16 protein-coding genes and 1 riboswitch are annotated in these 21,316 nt (G+C 39.4%); of the genes, 8 read left to right on the forward strand and 8 right to left on the reverse strand.

Features of this window, described 5'->3' with window-relative positions; translation table 11 throughout:
• The first annotated feature begins 13 nt into the window (after positions 1 to 13).
• The 3 genes from HDC90_RS10585 to HDC90_RS10595 all read left to right on the forward strand — a co-directional run bounded on the left by HDC90_RS10585 (position 14) and on the right by HDC90_RS10595 (position 3,699).
• Entirely contained in the window at positions 14 to 1,891 is a 1,878-nt protein-coding gene (locus tag HDC90_RS10585) for a 7TM diverse intracellular signaling domain-containing protein (protein WP_184466111.1), read from the forward strand.
• The gene (locus HDC90_RS10590) at positions 1,891 to 2,544 is read left to right on the forward strand and encodes a response regulator transcription factor (protein WP_184466113.1); all 654 of its coding nucleotides are present in this window, start codon (positions 1,891 to 1,893) and stop codon (positions 2,542 to 2,544) included. Before HDC90_RS10585 ends, HDC90_RS10590 begins: the two co-directional genes overlap by 1 nt.
• A gap of 78 nt (positions 2,545 to 2,622) precedes the next feature.
• A complete protein-coding gene (locus HDC90_RS10595) occupies positions 2,623 to 3,699 on the forward strand; it encodes a 3-oxoacyl-ACP synthase III family protein (RefSeq protein ID WP_184466114.1) in 1,077 nt (358 codons plus the stop codon).
• On the opposite strand, the gene HDC90_RS10600 is transcribed toward HDC90_RS10595, so the two are convergent.
• From HDC90_RS10600 to HDC90_RS10620, 5 genes are all read right to left on the reverse strand, one after another.
• Positions 3,696 to 5,183 carry a tetratricopeptide repeat protein gene (locus HDC90_RS10600; RefSeq protein ID WP_184466116.1) on the reverse strand — a complete coding sequence of 496 codons (1,488 nt, stop codon included), beginning with the start codon at positions 5,181 to 5,183 and terminating at the stop codon, positions 3,696 to 3,698. The genes HDC90_RS10595 and HDC90_RS10600 overlap by 4 nt on opposite strands.
• Before the next feature lie 173 nt (positions 5,184 to 5,356).
• Positions 5,357 to 6,100: a zinc ribbon domain-containing protein gene (locus HDC90_RS10605; protein WP_184466118.1), complete on the reverse strand. Its 744-nt coding sequence runs from the start codon at positions 6,098 to 6,100 to the stop codon at positions 5,357 to 5,359.
• Complete coding sequence (locus HDC90_RS10610) at positions 6,100 to 7,197, reverse strand: Nif3-like dinuclear metal center hexameric protein (protein ID WP_057930983.1); 1,098 nt, start codon at positions 7,195 to 7,197, stop codon at positions 6,100 to 6,102. Before HDC90_RS10610 ends, HDC90_RS10605 begins: the two co-directional genes overlap by 1 nt.
• Before the next feature lie 178 nt (positions 7,198 to 7,375).
• Entirely contained in the window at positions 7,376 to 7,744 is a 369-nt protein-coding gene (locus tag HDC90_RS10615) for a TM2 domain-containing protein (protein ID WP_057930984.1), read from the reverse strand.
• 5 nt (positions 7,745 to 7,749) lie between these two features.
• Positions 7,750 to 8,052, reverse strand: a complete 303-nt coding sequence (locus HDC90_RS10620; protein WP_057930985.1) for a DUF2752 domain-containing protein — start codon at positions 8,050 to 8,052, stop codon at positions 7,750 to 7,752.
• A gap of 230 nt (positions 8,053 to 8,282) precedes the next feature.
• Between HDC90_RS10620 and mfd the strand changes: the two genes are divergently transcribed.
• Both mfd and HDC90_RS10630 read left to right on the forward strand, forming a co-directional pair.
• On the forward strand, positions 8,283 to 11,621 hold the full coding sequence (gene mfd / locus HDC90_RS10625) for a transcription-repair coupling factor (protein WP_184466120.1): 3,339 nt from the start codon (positions 8,283 to 8,285) through the stop codon (positions 11,619 to 11,621).
• 20 nt (positions 11,622 to 11,641) lie between these two features.
• Positions 11,642 to 11,863 (forward strand): DUF3820 family protein, encoded by a 222-nt coding sequence (locus tag HDC90_RS10630; protein WP_029274918.1) that lies wholly within the window; start codon positions 11,642 to 11,644, stop codon positions 11,861 to 11,863.
• Between the two features lie 230 nt (positions 11,864 to 12,093).
• Here HDC90_RS10630 and HDC90_RS10635 read toward each other — a convergent pair whose 3' ends face one another.
• Together HDC90_RS10635 and HDC90_RS10640 are read right to left on the reverse strand one after the other, a co-directional pair.
• On the reverse strand, positions 12,094 to 12,810 hold the full coding sequence (locus HDC90_RS10635) for a DsbA family protein (protein ID WP_184466122.1): 717 nt from the start codon (positions 12,808 to 12,810) through the stop codon (positions 12,094 to 12,096).
• Between the two features lie 174 nt (positions 12,811 to 12,984).
• Positions 12,985 to 15,693, reverse strand: a complete 2,709-nt coding sequence (locus HDC90_RS10640) for a M14 metallopeptidase family protein (protein ID WP_184466124.1) — start codon at positions 15,691 to 15,693, stop codon at positions 12,985 to 12,987.
• Positions 15,694 to 16,303: 610 nt separating this feature from the next.
• Positions 16,304 to 16,508, forward strand: a riboswitch (cobalamin riboswitch).
• A gap of 194 nt (positions 16,509 to 16,702) precedes the next feature.
• Between HDC90_RS10640 and metE the strand changes: the two genes are divergently transcribed.
• The 3 genes from metE (at position 16,703) to HDC90_RS10655 (ending at position 20,446) form a co-directional block, all read left to right on the forward strand.
• The gene (gene metE / locus HDC90_RS10645; protein ID WP_184466126.1) at positions 16,703 to 19,036 is read left to right on the forward strand and encodes a 5-methyltetrahydropteroyltriglutamate--homocysteine S-methyltransferase; all 2,334 of its coding nucleotides are present in this window, start codon (positions 16,703 to 16,705) and stop codon (positions 19,034 to 19,036) included.
• 296 nt (positions 19,037 to 19,332) lie between these two features.
• Complete coding sequence (locus HDC90_RS10650) at positions 19,333 to 19,719, forward strand: acyl-CoA thioesterase (protein WP_025141655.1); 387 nt, start codon at positions 19,333 to 19,335, stop codon at positions 19,717 to 19,719.
• Positions 19,720 to 19,780: 61 nt separating this feature from the next.
• Positions 19,781 to 20,446: a class I SAM-dependent methyltransferase gene (locus tag HDC90_RS10655; RefSeq protein WP_184466128.1), complete on the forward strand. Its 666-nt coding sequence runs from the start codon at positions 19,781 to 19,783 to the stop codon at positions 20,444 to 20,446.
• A 50-nt stretch (positions 20,447 to 20,496) separates the two neighbouring features.
• Here HDC90_RS10655 and HDC90_RS10660 read toward each other — a convergent pair whose 3' ends face one another.
• On the reverse strand, positions 20,497 to 21,306 hold the full coding sequence (locus tag HDC90_RS10660; RefSeq protein ID WP_184466131.1) for a phosphatidate cytidylyltransferase: 810 nt from the start codon (positions 21,304 to 21,306) through the stop codon (positions 20,497 to 20,499).
• Positions 21,307 to 21,316: the final 10 nt, after the last annotated feature.

Genomic DNA, 21,316 nt, shown 5'->3' on the forward strand with positions numbered 1-21,316 from the left:
AATTCTCTCATCAATGAATAAAGTTTTCTTGCTATTCTTATTTTTTATAAATCCACTGCGGGTGTGCTTTGCTCAACAGGGTAATCCAATTTTGATCGATACCGCCAAAAAATTTAACATCAGCAAGCATGGATATTTCTATGAAGACAAAAATTTAAACCTGAATATCGATTCCATCATAAAATATAAGCAGGCTCGTAAACTTACCCCACTAATACCAGGAAAAGTTTTTAGTAAAGGTTACACCCAATCTTATTACTGGGTTGCTTTTGATATCGAAAATACCCTAAATCAATCTGTGCACCTCATGTTTAAGGAGCAGAGCTCAAGCATTAACCAGCTCCAGCTGTTTAAAGTAGATCAGCAAGGAAAGATTTACCCCTTAGGCTTAACAGGCGATCATTTCCCTTTTAAACAACGCCCTTATCGCAATAGAAGCTTTATCTACCCAATGGTTCTTTTGCCTCATGAAAAGGCCACTTTTTATTTGTGGGCAGACAAACGCGGACAGAACATGTACATGCCAATATCTATCGGACGGGATGTTGATATTATTCAGGCGGAGATTCCGCAGCATACCCTATTTGGATTTTACACAGGCATTTTTGTTTTCGCAGTGATTTTTAACCTATTACTATTTGCCTCGGTTAGGGATAACATCCACCTATATTACGCGATTTACATTTTTTGCACCCTAATTTTTATCCTGGAAGAAGAGGGGTTGGCCTTTCAATGGTTCTACCCAAATTTACCTGGTCTTCAGGATTACATGCGGTTGATTATGGCATCACTGAGCTGTGGGCTGCTAATTCAGGTAATGCAGCTATTTGTTAACCAAAACAGCACCAACAGTCGATTATATCGTTTTACCAACTATTATAAAAGATTCTGCTGGGCCATGTCCATCATTCCGGTATTTATGCTTTTCAAATCGTTTATCCTCTTAGAAAAAACGGTTTTTTACATCAACAATTTTCTTGCACTCCTTACGGTAATCATTATAATTATCTGTGTAGTGGAAAGAATCAGAGCAGGCTACAAGTTGGGGTGGTATTATTTTATTGCGACCGTCATGTTGTTATTTGGGGTTTTTAACTATGTTTTTAACACATTAGGGCTTACCAATTTTAATTTATTAAAGCCAAATGGTTTAGTGGTAGGTTTAACAGCCGAAATCATTTTTCTTTCATTTGCATTAACACAGCGTTATAATTTTCTAAAAAAAGAAAAAGAAATCCTGTTGGAAGAAAAAAGTAAACACCAGGTAGACCTCGCCGATGGCATTTTTAATGCACAGGAAGATGAACGGACACGTTTGGCCCGCGATCTTCATGATGACCTCGGCGGCACACTTTCGATTATAAAACTAAACATCACCGCTTTTCAGCACAAAGTTTTAAAGCTTACTGAAAACGACCGTATATTTTACGACCAAACCATCAGTATGATCGAAAAGGCATGCGCCGATTTAAGGGAAATATCACACAATTTAATGCCAAAAAACTTTGAGCAACTGGGTTTAATTGAAACATTAAATGAGCATTTTAAAACCCTGAACCATTCAGGTAAAATCGCATTCGAATTTGTTTTTCAGGTAGAACACCCCATTGAAAGCGGAATGGAGATTACCATATACCGGATTGTTAACGAACTGGTAAATAACATCATCAGGCATTCTTTTGCATCGAAGGCAACCATACAGATTTTATCTTTCGATGAAAGAATTAGCATTATGGCCGAAGATAACGGCATAGGTTTTAATCCCGATATAGATAAAAAGGGTTTAGGTACACAAAATATTCTATCAAGGGTAAATTATCTTAACGGTAAAATCCAGGTAGACAGTAATCAAAACGGTACAACAACAGTAATTGATATCCCCTTAAAATAATGGACACGATTCAACAGAAACCCACCACGCTGATGATCGCTGATGATCATAAACTTTTTGCCGAAGGATTATCGGCCATTCTCTCTGAACAGCCCAATTTTAAAATAATCGGTATGGCATCGAATGGGAAGGAAATTTTGCACCTCTTGAACACCCAGACACCTGATATTTTAATTCTTGATCTGAACATGCCGGTTTTAGACGGTGAAATTGCCGCCGAAAAAATCAGGCAATTATTTCCCGCGGTTAAAATAATGGTCTTATCGATGTACTATACTGCTACCCTAGCCGCAAAACTCGAGGGCATAGGGGTAATGGCTTTTATTCAAAAGGATACCGATGCTGAAACACTATTCAAAATTATCTCCGGCCTACAGAACGGAGAAAAATATTTCCAAAAAATAAAATCCGATGTTCAACCGTCCTCTGTTTTTAATGACAGTGATCATTTCCAAAAAAGCCATAACTTAACAGCCCGGGAAATGGAAATATTGAAATTGATCAGTGACGACTATACTTCCCAGCAAATTGCTCAAAAATTATTTATAGCTTTAAACACTGTTGATACGCACCGTAAAAATATGGCGCAGAAGCTCAACGTAACAGGAAAAGCAGGATTATTAAAATTCGCACTTGAAAATAAGCTCCGCTAATATTTAATTTATTTTCGTTTATCGAATATAATTGATATTTTTATACTACATACCGTTTTAGTATGCGGTATTATAATTATGAGCAGAGCAATAAATACGGTAATAACCGGTACTGGAAGTTATATTCCACAGAATATCATTTCTGGTAATGAATTCTTAAATTCTACGTTTTTTGAGAATGGGAATCTATTGGAGAAAGAGAATTCAGAGATCATTGATAAATTCTCTGAGATTACGGAGATCGTAGAAAGACGTTACGCATGTCCCGATCAACTAAGCAATCATATTGGCGCAAAGGCGGCAGAAAAAGCCATTGAAAATGCTGGCATTGATAAAGAAACCCTAGACTATATTATATTCTGTCATAATTTTGGTGACATCCCTTCGGGTAGCAACCGCATTGACATTTTGCCATCTTTAGCCTCAAAGGTAAAACAACAATTGGGCATTGAAAATCCAGACTGCGTTGCCTATGATATCATTTTTGGTTGCCCAGGATGGGTTCAAGGTGCAATACAGGCAGACTACTATATTAAAAGCGGTGATGCGAAACGTGTTATGGTTATTGGTGCAGAAACCTTAAGCCGCATTATCGATCCACATGACCGTGATAGCATGATCTTTTCGGATGGTGCAGGTGCCGTAATTTTCGAGGCAGAAGAATCAGAAGAAAAAAGAGGAATACTAGCACATAAAACAGAAACGCATGCTGTAAACCATGGCAGTTTATTAACCATGGGCAAGAGCTCCCATCCTGATGAAACCAATGGAAACCTTTATTTAAAAATGAATGGTCGTAAGCTGTACGAGTTTGCGGTAGTTCAGGTGCCTCAGGTGATTAAAAAGGCCATTGATAAAGCAGGCTTAAGCGTTGAAGATGTAAATATTGTATTCGTCCACCAGGCCAACGGGAAAATGGATACGGCTATCATGAAACGTTTGTTTAAACTTTATGGTAAAGATACAGTCCCGGAAAACTTAGTCCCAATGACGATTTCATGGTTAGGGAACAGTTCGGTAGCCACTGTGCCAACCTTATTGGATCTGGTATTAAAAGGCGAAGTTAAAGACTATAAGGTTAAACCTGGTGATGTCGCTGTTTTTGCTTCAGTAGGAGCAGGGATGCATATTAATGCTTTTATACACCGTTTCTAATTTGCTAACCGCTTTAATCCGGCCTTAGCCTGGCTTTCAATACTGCTTTCAAATTCATGATTTTTCATGGCAATCGCCGTATTGAAAGCCTCTTTCGCTTTCGCGTTATTTTTCCTTCTTTCGTAAACCTTACCCATCTGCACCGCTGCATTGGCAGCAAAATAATATTTTAGATTTTTGCCTTCATTAATTGTCTCCTGATAAGCTGTTAATGCTTGATCGTCTTTCCCTAAATCATCATAAATCCTACCTAACCGGTAGTTCAGTTCTGTTTTGTCTTTATCGTTAGTGTAATCCGTTACTTTCTTGTCATCAAGTAGCTGTAAGGCCCTGCTTAAATAACCACCATCAAACAGTAACCGGGCTTTTAACAGGTCAATTGTTGGCGTTCCTGAGGCAGCTTCGGCTTTCGCCTGTTTATCTTTTTCCATGTAAGTGTATCCGTTTTTAACAGCCTTGGCTGCAAATGCCGTGTAAGCCGCTTTATCTCCCTTCAGAAGAGAGATCCAGCCCAAATGAAGGTAAGCGTCCTTCACAAAGTTTACGCCCTTGGTTGCCTGCAAAAAGCGGTTAAAATAGATTCCTGAATTAAGGTCCAATTTATTCAGGTGCGCAATACCTTCCAGATAATCTAAATAAGGGAAAGGCTGGTAAACCCCTCCTTCAGGCCGCTTGGCCAAAATAGCGATGGCTTCTTCGCTATGCCCGTTTTTAATGCATACATAACTCTGCAAATAACTTTTTAACAAACTGGTATCGGCAATCCGCTCGGTATATTTTATGGTTTTTGCATAGGCCTGCGGGCTATGCGCCACATCGGTTAATACATAGGCATAATAAAACACCACTTCTTCGTAAAAAGGCTCGTAGGACGATTTTGGCAGATTATCGGCCAGTTTTTCGAACATATTTAATCCGTTCTGAAGGTTGCCTTTTATTCCAAAAGTAGATAATGCCGTTTTTAATGCCCCATCCGGAAGATTGCCCAAAACCGCATTAATCAACCCTAAGCCTTTTAAGTTAAGATGAAAATTAGGAAACTTCTTATTGTTCTCCTGCAAAAGGCTATTGGCCTTTTTAACCTCCATTGCAGCATTAAAATATTCACCAAACCGCCCACGGATGAGTGCCCATTGCAAATTTATTTCGGCCTGTGCGTATAGATAATAGGGGGAATTTTTATCATCGTCACTTATTTGATCTAACCGTGTAGATTTATTTTCCTTCAGGCGGTCAAAATCAGCTTTGCTCTCAGATGTTAGGACTGTAAAATAATCTACATAGTTTTCTAAAAGTGGAATAATGGAATTATTGGGGTGCTGTTTTTTTTCGGTAGAGATATAAGCTCTTGCATTGCCTAATTTAAGTTCGAATATACTTTTATAGGCATTTAAGCAATTGTTGTTAAAATCGAAATTTGCAAATAAAGATGCCGGAAGCAGGAGAAGAGCAGAAAACGCAAAAACAGGGAATATTTTAGTCATTCGGGAATATATTTCAGTTTGATTCTGCGCTATAGCAACAGTAGTTCACATTAAACAAATATCTACAATAAACGCTAAAATCATATTCTTGTTTTGTGTAAACACCAGAAAATAGGTCTAAACAAAAAACGTCCCGATTAAATCGGGACGTTCTAATAATTTTATGATGCGGATTAAGCTTCTGCTACTTCGTGAGTTAAAGCTTCATCAACCAAAATACGACCGCAGTGCTCGCAAACGATAATTTTTTTACGTTGGCGGATATCTAACTGACGTTGAGGTGGAATCTGGTTAAAGCAACCCGAGCAAGAATCGCGGTCGATTGTTACTACAGCTAAACCATTTACAGCATTTTTGCGTAAACGTTTGTAGGCAACCAATAAACGCTCTTCGATTTGAGGCTCAGCTTTATCAGCTTTCTTTTGTAAATCCTGCTCTTCTTTTTCAGTTTCAGCAGTAATTACATCAAGCTCGCCTTTTTTAACTTCTAAATCTTTCTTTCTGCCATCTAACTCCGCTTTAGCAGCTTCGTAGATTTCAGTTTTAGAAGTGATTTCGAAACCGTGTTCTTTAATTTTCTTTTCAGAAACCTGAATATCTAAACCTTGAATCTCAATTTCTTTCGTTAAAGCATCGTATTCACGGTTGTTTTTAACTTCTTTTAATTGAGTATCGTATCTTTTGATGGCTGCTTGCGCATCTTTAATTGTATTTTTACGGGTTACGATTGCATCCTCAAGATCATCAAGTTCGCCTTTGATCTTTGCAATTCTAGTTTCTAATCCTAAAACGTCATCCTCAAGATCGGCAACTTCCATTGGTAATTCACCACGTACCTGGCGGATCTTATCAATTTTTGTGTGGATATTTTGTAATTCGTATAAAGCCTTTAGCTTTTGTTCTACGGTTTGTTCCATTAAAACAAGTAATTTATGGGGTTTGTATTTTGCTCCGTTAAACGGATTGCAAAGTTAGTAAATTTTTTCTGAATAATTTCAAGCAATAAATTTGAGGTAAATTGTTCAGTTTCAAAGTGTCCGATGTCGGCAATGATCAATTTTTCCTCTGCATCAAAAAACTCGTGATATTTAAAATCTGCGGTAATAAAAGCATCTGCTCCAGCCGCAATGGCCTCTTTCAACAGGAAGCTTCCTGAACCGCCACAAACCGCTACTTTTTTGATCCTTTTGCCAATTACCTCGGTGTGCCTAACCACTTTGGCCTGCATCCTATCTTTTACTAAATGTAAAAAATCATAGGCATCCATATCGTATTCCAGCCAACCTACCATACCCGAACCCACCAATTGATGTTTGTTTTCGAGTTTGTAAATATCGTAGGCCACTTCTTCGTAAGGATGGTTCTCGAACAAAGCAACCAGAATTTTGCGTTCGGCTTGTGTTGGGTACACCATTTCAATCCGCACCTCGGCCTCACGGTGGCGAACACCTCTTTCACCTACAAAAGGATCAGCATCTTCATTGCCTTTAAAGGTGCCGAACCCATCGGCATTAAAACTGCACTCGCTGTAATTGCCAATGTTTCCTGCTCCGGCATAAAACAATGCCGACCGCAATTGCTCAGCTTGTGCCTGCGGGCAATAGGTAACCAGTTTTTTTAGCAAACCCGTTTTTGGCGAAAGTACTTTGGTTCCTGTTAAACCCAAGCGCTCGCAAATCCTTGCATTTACACCAGTATGAATGCTATCAAGATTCGTATGAATGGCATAAAGTGCAATATTATTCTTAATTGCCTTAAGCACTACCCGCTCTACATAATTTTTACCGTTTAGCTTTTTTAAGCCTTTAAAAACAATGGGGTGGTGGGTAATAATCAGGTTGCAACCCGTTGAAATTGCTTCATCTACAATCTTTTCTACACAATCTAAAGCCACCAAAGCACCGTGGATTTCCATATTCGGATTACCTACAATTAAACCAGAATTATCATAATCTTCCTGATAATTAAGTGGCGCTATGCTTTCTAAATAGTTCGTTATTTCGGCTAATTTCATTTGATAAATATAGTTAAACCTCGCAGGTTTTAAAAACCTGCGAGGTTGGAATGTCAAACAAAAAGCCCGTCTCGATATAAAATCGGGACGGACTTGTCGTGTATGGCGGGACGAAGATTAATAATTGCGCTGTCTTTGCTTTCCAAAAAAATTATTAAGGATTCTAAAAATGAAAGGTTTACTGAAAACCGCCCATTCTTACCATCTGTAAGCTTTCGAAAACCATTTTCTGGTTATGTTCAAAGGCAAGAGTCTTGTGGTTTACCACATCAATGATCGATCCGATAAAACATAAACCTGCGGTTAAGAGGTATAAAATACCCATCCCGATCTGCCCGATGATAAACCTTTGCAATCCTGGTACAGCAAATAAACCGATTAAACAGAAAATGAGCATGTCTGATGGATTTTTCCTTTTGCTGCTGTAAACCATTAAGAAGTTACGCAACTGTTGCTCGGTTAATCCGGTGGTAGCCTGTTGTAAGTATGAAAATTCTTCTGGCGTTATGCCTGGTAACGACATTAGAGGTGATTGATATATATCCATGGTTTCTATGTATTTGTTGTTGAAATTTTAAACTTATTTTTATTTTTTATCAATGTGTAAATTCTATAAACTATAATCAAAAGTGCCGGAAACCCAAACCAATGTTCGGAAAAGCTTTCGGTAAACTCGCCATGTAAAATATGACTGATTGACCTGCCTATACCGCATCCCGGACACCAGTCTTTAAAGCCCAAATTAGCCAGCGGACAAAGTGTGAAGTGATGCTCGTGGCTATTCGCTGTTGCCAGTAATACTAAAGCTGCTACCCAGAAAAAAAGTTCTAGTGGAAAGCTTTTAATGTATTTCATTGTTTCACTTTTTATATGGTTTAGAGGTTATAGCGTACCCTTTGTTACATCAATTTGCCCCCTAATCGACGAATGGGGGATATATTTCGACAAAACGAGTAATGGAATCTAAGAATAAGATCTTATTTTTTTCCTTTTTTGATTTTTACCTGCAACCCAGCCAAAAATAGTTAAAAAAACCTTTACACAAATTGCAGGTTAATATTAAAAGATAAGCTTATTTTTGTGCCTTGAACATTCGCGATTTAATAAACAGATACAGAACCGACGATAGGGTAACCCAATTTACCAAAGCGTTGAACAGCAGCAAAAACCCAAAGATACAATTAAAGGGATTGGTGGGCTCGGCCGATGCTATTGTTGCCCTGTCTTCTTATTTTATATTACATAAACCCATAATGTTCGTTCTACCGGATAGGGAGGAAGCTGCTTATTTTCAGTCTGACCTGGAGAGCGTTTTGGATAAACAGGTTTTATTGTTTCCTTCCTCTTACCGTAAATCATTTGATTTTACGCAGGTAGATACCGCAAACGTTTTGGCCCGTGCAGAGGTTTTGAACGAACTGAACCACGATTCGGAATACGGAAAGATTGTGGTTTCTTATCCCGAAGCCATCGCCGAAAAGGTGATTGACCGATCTGCCTTAGAAAAAAACACATTAGAAATTAGTTTAGGCGCCAAGTTGGGTATCGATTTTATCAACGAATTTTTAATTGATTACGATTTCGACAGAAGAGATTTTGTTTACGAACCCGGCCAATTTTCTATCCGTGGCGGTATTGTAGATATATTTTCTTTCTCGTCCGATCTTCCTTACCGTATCGAGTTTTTTGGTGATGAAGTAGAAAGTATCAGGAGTTTTGAAATTGAAAGTCAGCTTTCCGTTGCCGATGTTAAGTCGCTTACCATTGTCCCAAATGTTCAGGCGAAATTTTTAACGGAAAGCAATATCAGTATCCTTGATTATATCGATCAGGATACACAGCTCTGGTTTAAGGATGTAGAGTTTACCCTCGATATTATCAAAGCGGGCTTTAAAAAAGCCGTTGAACTTTGGAAAGCTTTATCCATAACAGATAAAACTCAAAACCCCGAATGGATTGATCCGAAATTTGCCTTTACTGACGAAAAGTTACTGGGCGATCATCTTCAGGATTTTCCTTTGATAGAATTCGGAAAGCAGTTTTTTTATAAAACGGATAACCGTTTTGAGTTTGAAACCAAACCACAGCCATCGTTCAATAAAGATTTCAACCTACTCATTCACAACCTTAAGGAAAATGAAAAAGGAGGCATTGTTAATTTTATTTTTACCGATTCGCCAAAACAGATCGAGCGTTTATATGCCATTTTAGAGGATATTGATAAAACGGCCAAGTTTACGCCAATTAATAGCATGCTGCGCGAGGGTTTTATAGATCCGCAGATCCAGACGGCATTTTATACCGATCATCAGATTTTCGATCGATATTATAAATACAAGCTTAAAAAAGGTTATCAGAAAAGCCAGGCCATTACCCTGAAAGATCTTCGGGAACTAAAATCCGGCGATTACGTTACCCACATTGATCATGGCATCGGCAAATATGCCGGGCTTGAAAAGGTTGAGGTAAATGGCAAAACACAGGAAATGATCCGTTTAATCTATGCAGATAACGACCTGCTTTATGTAAACATCAACTCCTTAAACCGCATTGCGAAATACAGTGGCAAAGAAAGCGGAGTACCCAAGATGAATAAGCTGGGCACCGATGCCTGGGATAAGCTAAAAAAAACTACTAAAAAAAAAGTTAAAGATATCGCCCGGGACCTGATCAAGCTTTATGCTCTGCGCAAAACCCAGGCTGGAACGGCATTTTCACCAGACAGCTATTTACAAACTGAACTGGAGGCTTCTTTTATTTACGAAGATACCCCCGATCAGTTAAAGGCTACCCAGGATGTGAAAAAGGATATGGAATCACCGCATCCAATGGACCGTTTAGTCTGTGGTGATGTTGGCTTCGGAAAAACAGAGATCGCCGTGCGTGCTGCATTTAAAGCGGTAGCAGAAGGCAAACAGGCGGCGATCCTGGTGCCTACAACCATTTTGGCTTTACAGCATTTCAAAACTTTTTCGTCTCGTTTAAAAGATTTCCCGGTTACGGTTGATTATATTAACCGTTTTAAAACCAGTAAACAGATTAAAGATACCCTTGCCGAGGCCGCTGCCGGTAAGGTTGATATATTAATCGGCACACACCGTTTGCTGAGCAAGGATGTAAAGTTTAAGGATCTCGGCATCATGATTATTGATGAAGAGCAGAAATTTGGCGTTACCGCAAAAGAACGGTTAAAAGCCGTTAGGGTAAATGTTGATACTTTAACGCTTACGGCAACTCCTATTCCGAGGACGCTGCATTTTTCTTTAATGGGCGCAAGAGATTTATCCATCATCAGTACCCCTCCGCCAAACCGGCAACCGGTTAGCACCGAATTACATGTTTTTAATGATAAACTGATTCAGGAGGCCGTTCAGTTCGAATTAGACCGTGGCGGACAGGTTTTCTTTATCCATAACCGGGTAAACGACCTGATGCAATTGGGTGGACTGATCCAGAAACTGGTTCCAAAAGCCAGGATTGGGATTGCCCATGGGCAGTTAGATGGCGATCAACTGGAAGATGTAATGCTCGATTTTATTAATGGAGAAAAAGATGTTCTGGTTGCCACAACTATTATAGAAGCGGGTTTAGATATCCCCAATGCCAATACCATCATTATTAACCATGCACACATGTTTGGTTTAAGCGATCTGCACCAGATGCGTGGCCGGGTAGGCAGGAGCAACAAAAAAGCTTTCTGTTATTTACTTTCACCCCCATTATCTACTTTAACTTCTGAAGCCCGGAAGCGTTTAAGCGCCATTGAAGAATTTTCTGACCTGGGAAGCGGATTTAATGTGGCCATGCGGGATTTAGATATCCGTGGAAGTGGAAATTTACTCGGTGCCGAACAGAGTGGTTTTATTGCGGAGATCGGGTTTGAGATGTATCACAAGATATTGGATGAAGCTATTCAGGAATTAAAAGAAGCAGAATTTAAAGGCTTGTTCGAAAATGAACCTGCCCGTCCGTTTGTGGGCTTTACACAAGTAGATACCGATCTGGAATTGTACATTCCGGATGCTTACATCACCAACATTACCGAGCGTTATAACTTATACACAGAGCTTTCCAAACTTAATAACGAGGCTGAACTTGCCGTTTTTGAAAAACATTTGGCCGACCGTTTCGGCCCGGTTCCGCCGCAAGTAAAAACGATGTTAAGTGTGGTACGCTTGCAGTGGCTGGGCAAAAAATTGGGCTTTGAGAAAATTAGCTTCAAGAAAAACAGCTTAAGAGGATATTTCTTAAGTGATAAACAATCTGCTTATTTCGATTCGAATACCTTTACCAAGATTTTAACTTTTGCACAGAACCATCCACGTATGTGTAATTTAAAAGAGGTAAAAAACACCTTAAGGATTGCTTTCGATAACATAAGTACTGTTGAAGAAGCAATCGAAACTTTAGAGCTCATCGACTAAAAACCCAACCCTAAAACTAAATGTTAGATCCAACCTTATTGCTCGATTTAGTGAAAATGCAAATGCCTTACGGAAAATATAAAGGTTATCTGATCTGCAATATCCCTGAAAGTTATTTGCTTTGGTATAAGGATAAAGGCTTCCCCAAGGGTAAATTAGGCGATTTAATGGCTACGATGTTTGAAATACGGGTAAATGGATTAGAATATCTGTTAACGCCATTGAAGAATCAAAATCGGTAATTAAGTTCGGGGGTAAATCTGGTCATCTAATCCCTGCGATTGTCATCCTGAGCGGAGTCGAAGGACCTAAAACGATCGTATTCCTGAACTTGTTTCAGGATCTAATTCATCATTAACGTAATCGATGCTGAAATAAATTCAGCATGACGAATCGGATAAAAATCCCCGCAGATCAAATGATTTTCGCAGAAAAAATCTGCGTTGATCACCGTAATCTGCGGAAAATAAATCTATATCTCACAACCATTCTCATCACAAACTGCATCATCATTTTTATTTAATGAAGTCAGCGTAGTTTTTGGCTGAGTCTCTTTCCATTCCGTAAAACTTTGGGTAAGCGCATCGGTAAATGCCTGAACAGGCTGAGCGCCAGAAACACCGTACTTGCGGTCCATTACAAAATAAGGTACACCCCGGATTCCTAAATTCTGGCTTTCATAAATATCATAACGAACAGCTTCAGCAAACTCATTTCCATTCAAAACCGATTCAGCCTCGTCCTTATCTAAACCAATTTCTACGGCAAGATCTATCAAAACGCTTGTTTCACCGATATTTTTACTGTTTACGAAATGCGCTTCAAACAGTTTTTCTTCGGCTAAATCCTGAAGATTATGTTTTGCCGCCAAATGGATCAAACGGTGTGCATTAAAGGTATTGGCAGGGATATTCGTGTCAAAATCGATACTTAAACCTGCATTCGCAGCCATATCAACCACCTGTTTTGTCATTTGTTTAGCTTGCTCAATGGGCATTCCCTTGCTTCGCGAAAGGTAATCGTAAACGCTTTCGTTATTGGTATTGTGATATTCAGGATTGAGCTGATAGCTCTTCCAATCCACTTCAATTTCGTTTTTGAACGGCAATTTCTCTATCGCCTGCTCAAAATGTCTTTTCCCGATATAGCAAAACGGACACATTACGTCCGACCAGATTTCTACTTTCATAATACAAAATTAAGGTGATTACAGTTGGCTAAAGTAAGGCCAAAGTAAAAAGCCGCTATCGTTAAGGATAGTGGCTTTGATATTATTATAAAATTGTCATCCTGAGCCTGTCGAAGGATAAAACTAGTGCGCTTTTGAGCGTTTCGACAAGCTCAACGTGACAAATTCGAGTAATTATAGATCGGATGATTTGTACAACTGATTAAATATCAGCTTAAAAGTGCCATGCGTTTGTGCCCTGAAAGCAATTTCTGGTCCGAAAGCAAGCAGTTTTCCTTTACCAACCTTCGCTTCGAAGGCCGTTATACCATCTTGCAGGTAAGCCTGCCCCCAGGCCCAGCCGCTGCGCAGCGGTGTGGCATTTTCGAACCACATTAAGAGTTTAATCTTTCCTGCTGCAATAGCGTCGCCTGTGAGCTTAAAAACAGGGCTGTTATCAAAGTATACATCAGCCTCCTTTTCCATGCCCCAATTACTTGGCAAAGTTGTATCTACGCCAACATTTAAAACACTTCCCGGGACATAATATTTTTCAGCTGGCAATCTCTTTTCCTCTCCATTTACGATTTCAACCATTGCATTGCGAACAGGGAGATTTAAATGATAGGCTAAATTGGTACTGCTGCCAATAGTTACAATATTACCTCCAGCTTCTAAGAATTTCTTTAACTCAGGGATCGATTTATCAGCGGTAATCCTGCCCAAACGATTTCTAAATTCTTGAGGGATTTCTTCTGCTTTTGGTCCGAAAGATCTGTTTCCAAATCCTCCGCCCTGTACCGATGGTATGGCACCACCCACAAAAACAATTACATCGTATTTAGATTTTAAGTTCCCGGCATCGATATCCTGCGGATAAATTACTGTTGCATTATAGTGGTATTGCTCCATTAAAAAGCGCACCCACCCTGACGCCATAGAGCCTCCATAGGTATCCCAAAGCGCAATTCTGCCAGCGGAGACTTTAATTTTATTCTTTGGAGCGGATGCACTTTTGAGTTTGATGTTCGCTTTTTCCAGTATCGCTTTCCCCGCTGACGAAACATAAAAATCACCATTTTCAGTCGACCGGTAAACCTCAACCTTGTTTTTCAATAAGTCATTTACTGCGGTATAGGAATCATTTTGTGCCGCACTTAGCACATAAGCCGATCCTGAAGGCAATTTATGCTCAAACTTCAATAAAGCACCGTACGGATTTTTCTCAAACGGACCAGAAAAATCATCTAGAATCCGATCGAATTTCACATCCATTAAATAGGCTAACGTCCATCCGGCAGCGTCGTAGGGCGGAATTGGCGCACCTCCTTCATATTTAAAATCATTTGGGTGATCCTGAGGCTCGAACATATCCAAAACATGCGGACGGAAAGCCTGATCGGTTTTTACGACATAACTTCCGGCAGGATAATTTTTCCCTGCAACGGCAAATGAAGCTGTTGCTTTTTGAACCACAATACCCGTTCTGATCAAAGCGTTTAAAAATTTAACAGCAGAGTTAAAATCCGGCTGATCGGCACTTAAAATGTATCCGCGGGGATCTCTGTTCGCCGGAGCCTTCATCACCGTATCAAAAGCTTTCATACTGATCTGCCTCCTTGGCCCAAAATCTGCATCTCCTCCGGCAATTGGTGCACCTTTTTCACCTTTAGCAGCGTTATTAATGGCTTCTATTTTTTTAGGAGAAAAAGACCAGGTATCTTTTTTACCACGTTCTATCGAATTTCTGCCCATCTGGTAAATGTTGTACAACAATTCGTCGCGATAACGTTGTGCATAGTTTAAAACGGCATAGTTTAACGATACCGAATAGTCGATCGAGTTTTTAAAATACCACTTCCTCGGGGTAATCGGGTTTGGTGAATCGCCGTTAGGCAATAATCTCGAAGGAACTAACGGAATTTCGGAAGGTGTAGGGTTCCCGATAATTTCGGTCAGGAGCCCAATCATATTATGAAAATAAGTAGTGGTTCTTAAACCGCCATTGTACCAGGTAGAGTAAACCGATCCTCCACGTTGAGTATAACCAGGTTTGTTTTCTACATTCATGCGGTTGTGCATGGCCGCACCAACGGCATCTAAACTGGTTAATAATGTTGGGTCAAAAACATAATTGAAAGGATCGCGGTAGGGAGGCCCGGCAACAACGGTTCCTGCCGGGCCAGCCTGATGATGGTTATACATAATCTGCGGAATCCATTCTACAAAAAGCTGACGGCCGATATTCTGCGTTTCTTTAAGGTTTAACATAAAGAAATCGCGATTGTTATCATGACCTGCATATTTTTCATACAAAACAGGCAAACCTGAGGTTGTTCTTTTCTTTGGGTCTTTCTCCCTCATGTACCAATTGCCCACCAGTTCTTGCCCATCAGGGTTGGCATGGGTAAACAAAATGATTACGTTATCCAAAATGCGCAGGGTTTCAGGGTCTTTTCTGGAGGCAAACTCATAAGCGGTTTCGATCAGCTGATGTGCACCCACCACCTCGTTGGCATGCAGGCCACCATCAATCCAAACTACTGCTTTACCTTCCTGGGCCAATGCTTTTGCCTGCTCCGCTGTAATTTCTGCGTGTGCCAGCTGTTGCGAAATTTCCTTGTAACGATCTAATTTCTTGAGGTTTTCTGGCGAAGAAACGATTAACATGTATTGACTTCTGCCTTCTTCGGTTTTGCCAATATCAACCAGTTTAATGCGGTCAGAACTTGCCGCGAGTTTCTTAAAATAAGCTTCTGTCTGGGTATAATTGGCCAATTGGTAATCGTCGCCAATGTCGAAACCAAAATGCGATTTTGGCGTTGGTACATCCTGCGCCAGCACTGCACAGCTATTTACCATTAAAAAAGCAACACAAAGCCTTTTAAAGTAGATTTTTATCATAATAGTTTAGTTAGGTAATCAAATATAATAGAGAATAAGCGCCAAAAACAGCTTGCTGTAAATTTGTTACAAGTAATTCTATGAGCATAATGTTAACCACAGATAAAAAGGATACACACAGATATAGGTATTTGTATATGCTCAACCTAATTTATTAAAATGTTCTGAGGCACCATGCTGGCTTGCTTTGAAAAAATGAACAGGTTATACCGAAGAACGTGGTCAATCCCAAGTGGCGGAAGAATCAAAAAAACAGCTGCAGAACAGCAAAAACAGCACGACCTAACCTGAAGCGAAGTGGTTTTGTGTTCAAAAACGATAGTTCAAAAGCTATAAAGGAATTGAACACAAAACAAAGTGCCGCTGTTTTTTGATGAGCGTGAGACAGTGAGAAGCCACATTGCTGGATTGACAAAGCGCTTTGGGTACTTTGGCGCGTCAAAGTACCATGCCTCCGTGGCATAGAGCGGAAAAATAATTTATCATATATAACATAGTCATCTAACTAATGGGCGCTTGTATGGGAGTGATAAAATCAATGCTTACAAAAATACCTTAATCTTTAAATCCTAATCCATACATTTGTCCTGATGTAAGTTCTTAACTTTATTTTTCATCAACCGATACAGGTTCCCGGAATTACAACCGGGATTAATAGGGAATCGTGTGCAAATCACGAGCTGTCGCGCAACTGTAAATTCTGTCTTTAAAAAGACAACGGTCTTATCATTCATGCCACTGTGCCGTTTACCAGTATGGGAAGGCGATAAGATCGGGAATAAGTCAGGAGACCTGCCTATATTGAATTGACGGTGCTTTCGCGTTATAAAGTAATTGGTCAGGTCTGATTGTACACGGTAAAATTAATCATTTTATATGCTTGCTTTAAGCTTTTTGCTGATGAGTAGGCTGCTTGTGCGCGAACCTTTCCTTTTTATTTTTAACAGAAAACATTATAAAATATTGCTATGAGCTTTTAAACGATTTATTTACTTAATCTTTAAAAGAGATGCTAACGCAAAATCTGGGCTATCCGCGAATAGGTAGCCAAAGGGAATTAAAGAAAATCTGCGAAAATTACTGGGCAGATAAAACTGGGTACAAAAATGTGCTTCAGGTGGGAAAAAACATTCGCCACGAAAACTGGAACCTTCAAAAAGAAGCTGGAATTGATGTCATTCCTTCGAACGACTTTTCTTTTTATGATCATGTGCTTGATCATTCTTTAACTTTTGGGGCCATCCCGAAAAGGTACAACGAGGTGATCCTGAAAAAAGGAAATTCAGAGCTTGATCTCTATTTTGCTATGGCAAGAGGTTATCAAAAAGAGGGATTAGATGTAGTAGCGATGGAAATGACCAAATGGTTTGATACCAATTACCATTACATCGTTCCTGAATTTTACAAAGACCAGCCTTTTAAACTTTTCTCTACCAAAATTATCGATGAGTTTTACGAGGCAAAACAATTGGGCATTACTACAAAACCTGTTTTAATCGGCCCGGTTTCTTACCTTTTATTGGGAAAAGAAAAAGAAGCCGGCTTTGAAAAGATCGACCTGATCAAAAATCTCCTTCCGGTTTATATCGAGATTTTATCGCGCTTAGATGCTTTGGATGTAGAATATATCCAGTTTGATGAACCTTTTTTGACTTTAGACCTTACCGAAAAAGACAAGAAAGCTTACGAATATGCCTATAAAGAGATCAGAAAAGCTTTTCCTGGGTTAAAAATTGTTTTGGCTACCTATTTTGAAGGCTTGGGTAATAATTTAGCACTAACTACCTCATTACCGGTCAATGTTTTACATATCGACCTGGTACGTGCTGAGGGTCAATTGACGGATATTTTAGCTTCGTTAAAGGAAGATACCACTCTTTCGTTAGGTTTGGTAGACGGAAGAAACATCTGGAAAAATGATTTCGAAAAATCCGTTTCAATCATTAATCAAGTTGTAGAAAAAAGAGGCCCGGATAAAGTATGGATCGCCCCATCCTGTTCCTTAATCCACTCACCAGTTGATTTAGACAATGAAACCAATGAGCAAAATCTTTCGGCTGAAATTAAACAGTGGCTGGCTTATGCGAAACAAAAAATTGCGGAGGTAGCTACCTTAAAAAAGCTGATCACCAACGAAAGCCCTGCATCTACCCTGCAAAAACTTGAGGAAAATAAGATCGCGATTGCTAACCGTAAAGTTTCTAAAATCATCCATAATCCTGAAGTTAAACAACGTGTTTTAGGATTAAAAGAGCAGGATGCAGAACGGTTAAGTCCATTTCCGAGCAGAAAAATTAAACAACAGGAACTCAATCTGCCAAATTACGCCACTACTACCATCGGATCGTTTCCGCAAACTGCAGAAGTAAGAAGTTGGAGAGCAAAGCTTAAAAACGGAACTTTTACCATTGAAGAATATAATGACCTCATTGCAAAAGAAACCGCAAAAGCCGTAAACTGGCAGGAAGAAATCGATCTGGATGTTTTGGTTCATGGCGAATTTGAGCGTAACGATATGGTTGAATACTTCGGTGAGCAGCTAGATGGTTTTGCTTTCTCCAAAAATGGCTGGGTACAGAGTTATGGCTCACGCTGTGTAAAACCACCGATCATTTTTGGTGATGTTTCGCGTCCGAAACCCATGACTGTAAAGTGGACCGCCTATGCACAATCGCTTACCTCAAAATACATGAAGGGCATGTTAACAGGACCGGTAACGATTTTACAATGGTCGTTCGTACGCAATGATCAACCACGATCAGAAACCTGTACTCAAATTGCCCTGGCTATCCGCGATGAGGTTTGTGATCTGGAAAATGCAGGTATAAAAATCATTCAGATTGATGAACCAGCCATTAGAGAAGGTTTACCCTTGCGCAAAGCTGATTGGCAAAACTATTTGAACTGGGCGGTTAAAGCCTTTAAAATTTCGGCAAGTGGTGTGAAAGACGACACGCAGATCCACACGCACATGTGCTACTCGGAGTTTAACGATATCATCCAAAACATTGCCGATATGGATGCAGATGTAATCACCATCGAAACTTCACGTTCGCAGATGGAATTATTAGACGCATTTGCCGATTTTAAATATCCAAACGAAATTGGCCCGGGTGTATACGATATTCACTCTCCAAGGGTGCCTAAGCGGGAGGAAATGGTTCAGCTACTCAAAAAAGCAAAAGCTGTTATTCCCTCCGGGCAACTCTGGGTAAACCCTGATTGTGGTTTAAAAACCCGCGGATGGGATGAAACCAAAAAGGCACTAATAGAAATGGTCGAAGCCGCAAAAGAAATGCGTAAAGCCGAAGAGGTACTTGCTGCAGATCTTCAGGTGAATTAATTTTAATTTTGTCATAGAGAAAACCAATACTATTAAATTAAGAATTCGATTGTTGTCAGTCTGAGCTTGTCGAAGACCCTTATCGTGAAATAACTAAAAAGATTGTCCTTCGACAAGCTCAGGATGACATCTTTTTAGTTATTTCACTACTTAATAGCATTACCAAAATTACTGAGAGCACATTTTTTTACATTTTCAGTATCCATTTCTCAAGGGCAAATCTTTTACTTTGGCAATTTTCTACTAAAAATAACCAGAAAGCTGCCAAAGCTTTTTACAGCACCTATATTTAACCCATGACCCTAGAAGAAAGAATAGAAAATTCTAAAACCAGCATTTTTAAAGCCGTTTTCCCCAATACAACCAATCATTATGATACCCTTTTCGGCGGAACAGCCATGCATTTAATGGATGAGGTTGCTTTTATTACTGCAACGCGCTTTAGCCGCCAGATTATGGTTACTGTAAGCAGCGACAGGATAGATTTTAAAAAACCAATCCCCGCAGGTACAATTGTAGAGCTTATCGGCAAGGTTAACCATGTAGGGAATACCAGTTTAAAGGTTAATGTAGAAATTTATATCGAGCAGATGTATGCCGAAGGAAGAGAATTGGCCGTACATGGCGATTTTACCTTTGTGGCCATTGATGAAAATAAAAAACCTGTTCAGGTGATTAAATAATCATATAAGCTTTGGCCAAAAAGATGTAAAAATCATAACGCCTAAATCTTTAAATTTGATTATGGAACAGCAACTTTCCGAAGAAGACTTAAAAAATATTGCCAAACAATTGGCTTGTCCTGAAGGCGAACACGGCATTAAAACAGGTGAAATGATGCATGCCAATAATATCGGCATGACTACTTCTGCAATTGCAGCATTAGACCTTAAAAATAATGAAACTGTTTTAGAAATCGGCCATGGTAACGGCGGGCATATTGCCCAACTCTTATCAAAAGCCGAAAACCTCCATTATTTCGGTGCTGATATTTCTGCAACCATTATTGCCGAGGCCGAAAAGATCAATCAGGATTTCATAACAAAAGGAAAGGTTCACCTTCAGCTAACAGATGGCATTACATTGCCATTTGAGGATGGTCTATTTGATAAAATTTTTACAGTTAATACGATATACTTTTGGACAAATCCAAGCGAATACCTCAACGAAATTAAGCGGATATTAAAACCTAAGGGAACTTTGGCTATATGTTTTGCCGATAAAACTTTCATGCAAAACCTGCCTTTTACGCCTTATGGTTTTACACTTTACAATATAGAAACCGTAACAGAACGATTAGAAAAAGCGGGGTTTGCCATTAAAAATACGCTTAAAAAAATAGAGCAGATACAAAGTAAAACCGGCGAACAGATAGAACGAGAATATTACGTTGTAACGGCTACTGCTTAAGAAACAACATCATAATCCTCTTGTGCGTTCGTGTCTTTGTGGCTAAACGATTAATATAAAATCAAATACAGATAAGCATAAACTACTGGAGCAGACAATAACAATCCATCAAAACGATCTAACAAACCACCATGTCCCGGTAATAAACCACCACTATCTTTCGTATCCAAACTGCGTTTAAGCATCGATTCTACTAAATCGCCCAGTGTACCAAAACTAGCAATCAATACAGCCATACCGATCCAAACCCAGGCTGGACTTTCGGTAAACAGAAATGATAAACCAAAAGCGACCAAAACACTGGTGAACATGCCTCCGAAAAATCCTTCCCAGCTTTTCTTTGGCGAGTGGCGTTCGAACAACTTACGTTTACCGTATTTTACACCAAAAAGGTAAGCGCCTGTATCGTTTGCCCAAAGCATCAGTAAAAATGCCAGGGGAAGATGAAAGTTATATTCGTTCCAGTTTTTCAAAAAACCCAGGGCATGAAAAAAACAGAAAGGAATAGTTACATACACGAAACCAACAAAGGTGTACGAGATGTTGGCGAATGGAATTTTGTTCTTTTTATATAGCTCAGTAATAAAAACCGAGAAAATTAGCGGAATACAAAGCAGCAAATACTTCACATCATATTTGAGGTAGTGTAAGCCAGCCGCCATCAAAAATATTAATGAACCGGCTACCAAACCGATATTACGGTGTGGTCTTATTCCGGAGTTTTTAATCAGCTTGTAAAATTCAAACAATGCCAAAACACTTAAAACAAGATAAAAGATGGTAAAAGTGTAGCTCCCCAGAAGGATAGAGCCAAGCATTACAATGGTAAAAAAGAAAGCGGTTATTGCCCTGGTTTTCATTTAAGGTAAG

Origin of the sequence: Pedobacter sp. AK013, from assembly GCF_014205835.1 — a bacterium.
GTDB lineage: Bacteria > Bacteroidota > Bacteroidia > Sphingobacteriales > Sphingobacteriaceae > Pedobacter.

Bases quoted from the DNA above. Each gene is read 5' to 3' on its own strand.
- HDC90_RS10655 (WP_184466128.1), top strand. From the start codon at position 19,781: ATGGAACAGCAACTTTCCGAAGAAGACTTAAAAAATATTGCCAAACAA.
- HDC90_RS10595 (WP_184466114.1), top strand. From the start codon at position 2,623: ATGAGCAGAGCAATAAATACGGTAATAACCGGTACTGGAAGTTATATT.
- HDC90_RS10640 (WP_184466124.1), bottom strand. From the start codon at position 15,693: ATGATAAAAATCTACTTTAAAAGGCTTTGTGTTGCTTTTTTAATGGTA.
- HDC90_RS10605 (WP_184466118.1), bottom strand. From the start codon at position 6,100: ATGGAACAAACCGTAGAACAAAAGCTAAAGGCTTTATACGAATTACAA.
- HDC90_RS10630 (WP_029274918.1), top strand. From the start codon at position 11,642: ATGTTAGATCCAACCTTATTGCTCGATTTAGTGAAAATGCAAATGCCT.
- HDC90_RS10585 (WP_184466111.1), top strand. From the start codon at position 14: ATGAATAAAGTTTTCTTGCTATTCTTATTTTTTATAAATCCACTGCGG.
- metE (WP_184466126.1), top strand. From the start codon at position 16,703: ATGCTAACGCAAAATCTGGGCTATCCGCGAATAGGTAGCCAAAGGGAA.
- HDC90_RS10590 (WP_184466113.1), top strand. From the start codon at position 1,891: ATGGACACGATTCAACAGAAACCCACCACGCTGATGATCGCTGATGAT.
- HDC90_RS10635 (WP_184466122.1), bottom strand. From the start codon at position 12,810: ATGAAAGTAGAAATCTGGTCGGACGTAATGTGTCCGTTTTGCTATATC.
- HDC90_RS10610 (WP_057930983.1), bottom strand. From the start codon at position 7,197: ATGAAATTAGCCGAAATAACGAACTATTTAGAAAGCATAGCGCCACTT.
- HDC90_RS10600 (WP_184466116.1), bottom strand. From the start codon at position 5,183: ATGACTAAAATATTCCCTGTTTTTGCGTTTTCTGCTCTTCTCCTGCTT.
- HDC90_RS10650 (WP_025141655.1), top strand. From the start codon at position 19,333: ATGACCCTAGAAGAAAGAATAGAAAATTCTAAAACCAGCATTTTTAAA.
- HDC90_RS10620 (WP_057930985.1), bottom strand. From the start codon at position 8,052: ATGAAATACATTAAAAGCTTTCCACTAGAACTTTTTTTCTGGGTAGCA.
- HDC90_RS10660 (WP_184466131.1), bottom strand. From the start codon at position 21,306: ATGAAAACCAGGGCAATAACCGCTTTCTTTTTTACCATTGTAATGCTT.
- HDC90_RS10615 (WP_057930984.1), bottom strand. From the start codon at position 7,744: ATGGATATATATCAATCACCTCTAATGTCGTTACCAGGCATAACGCCA.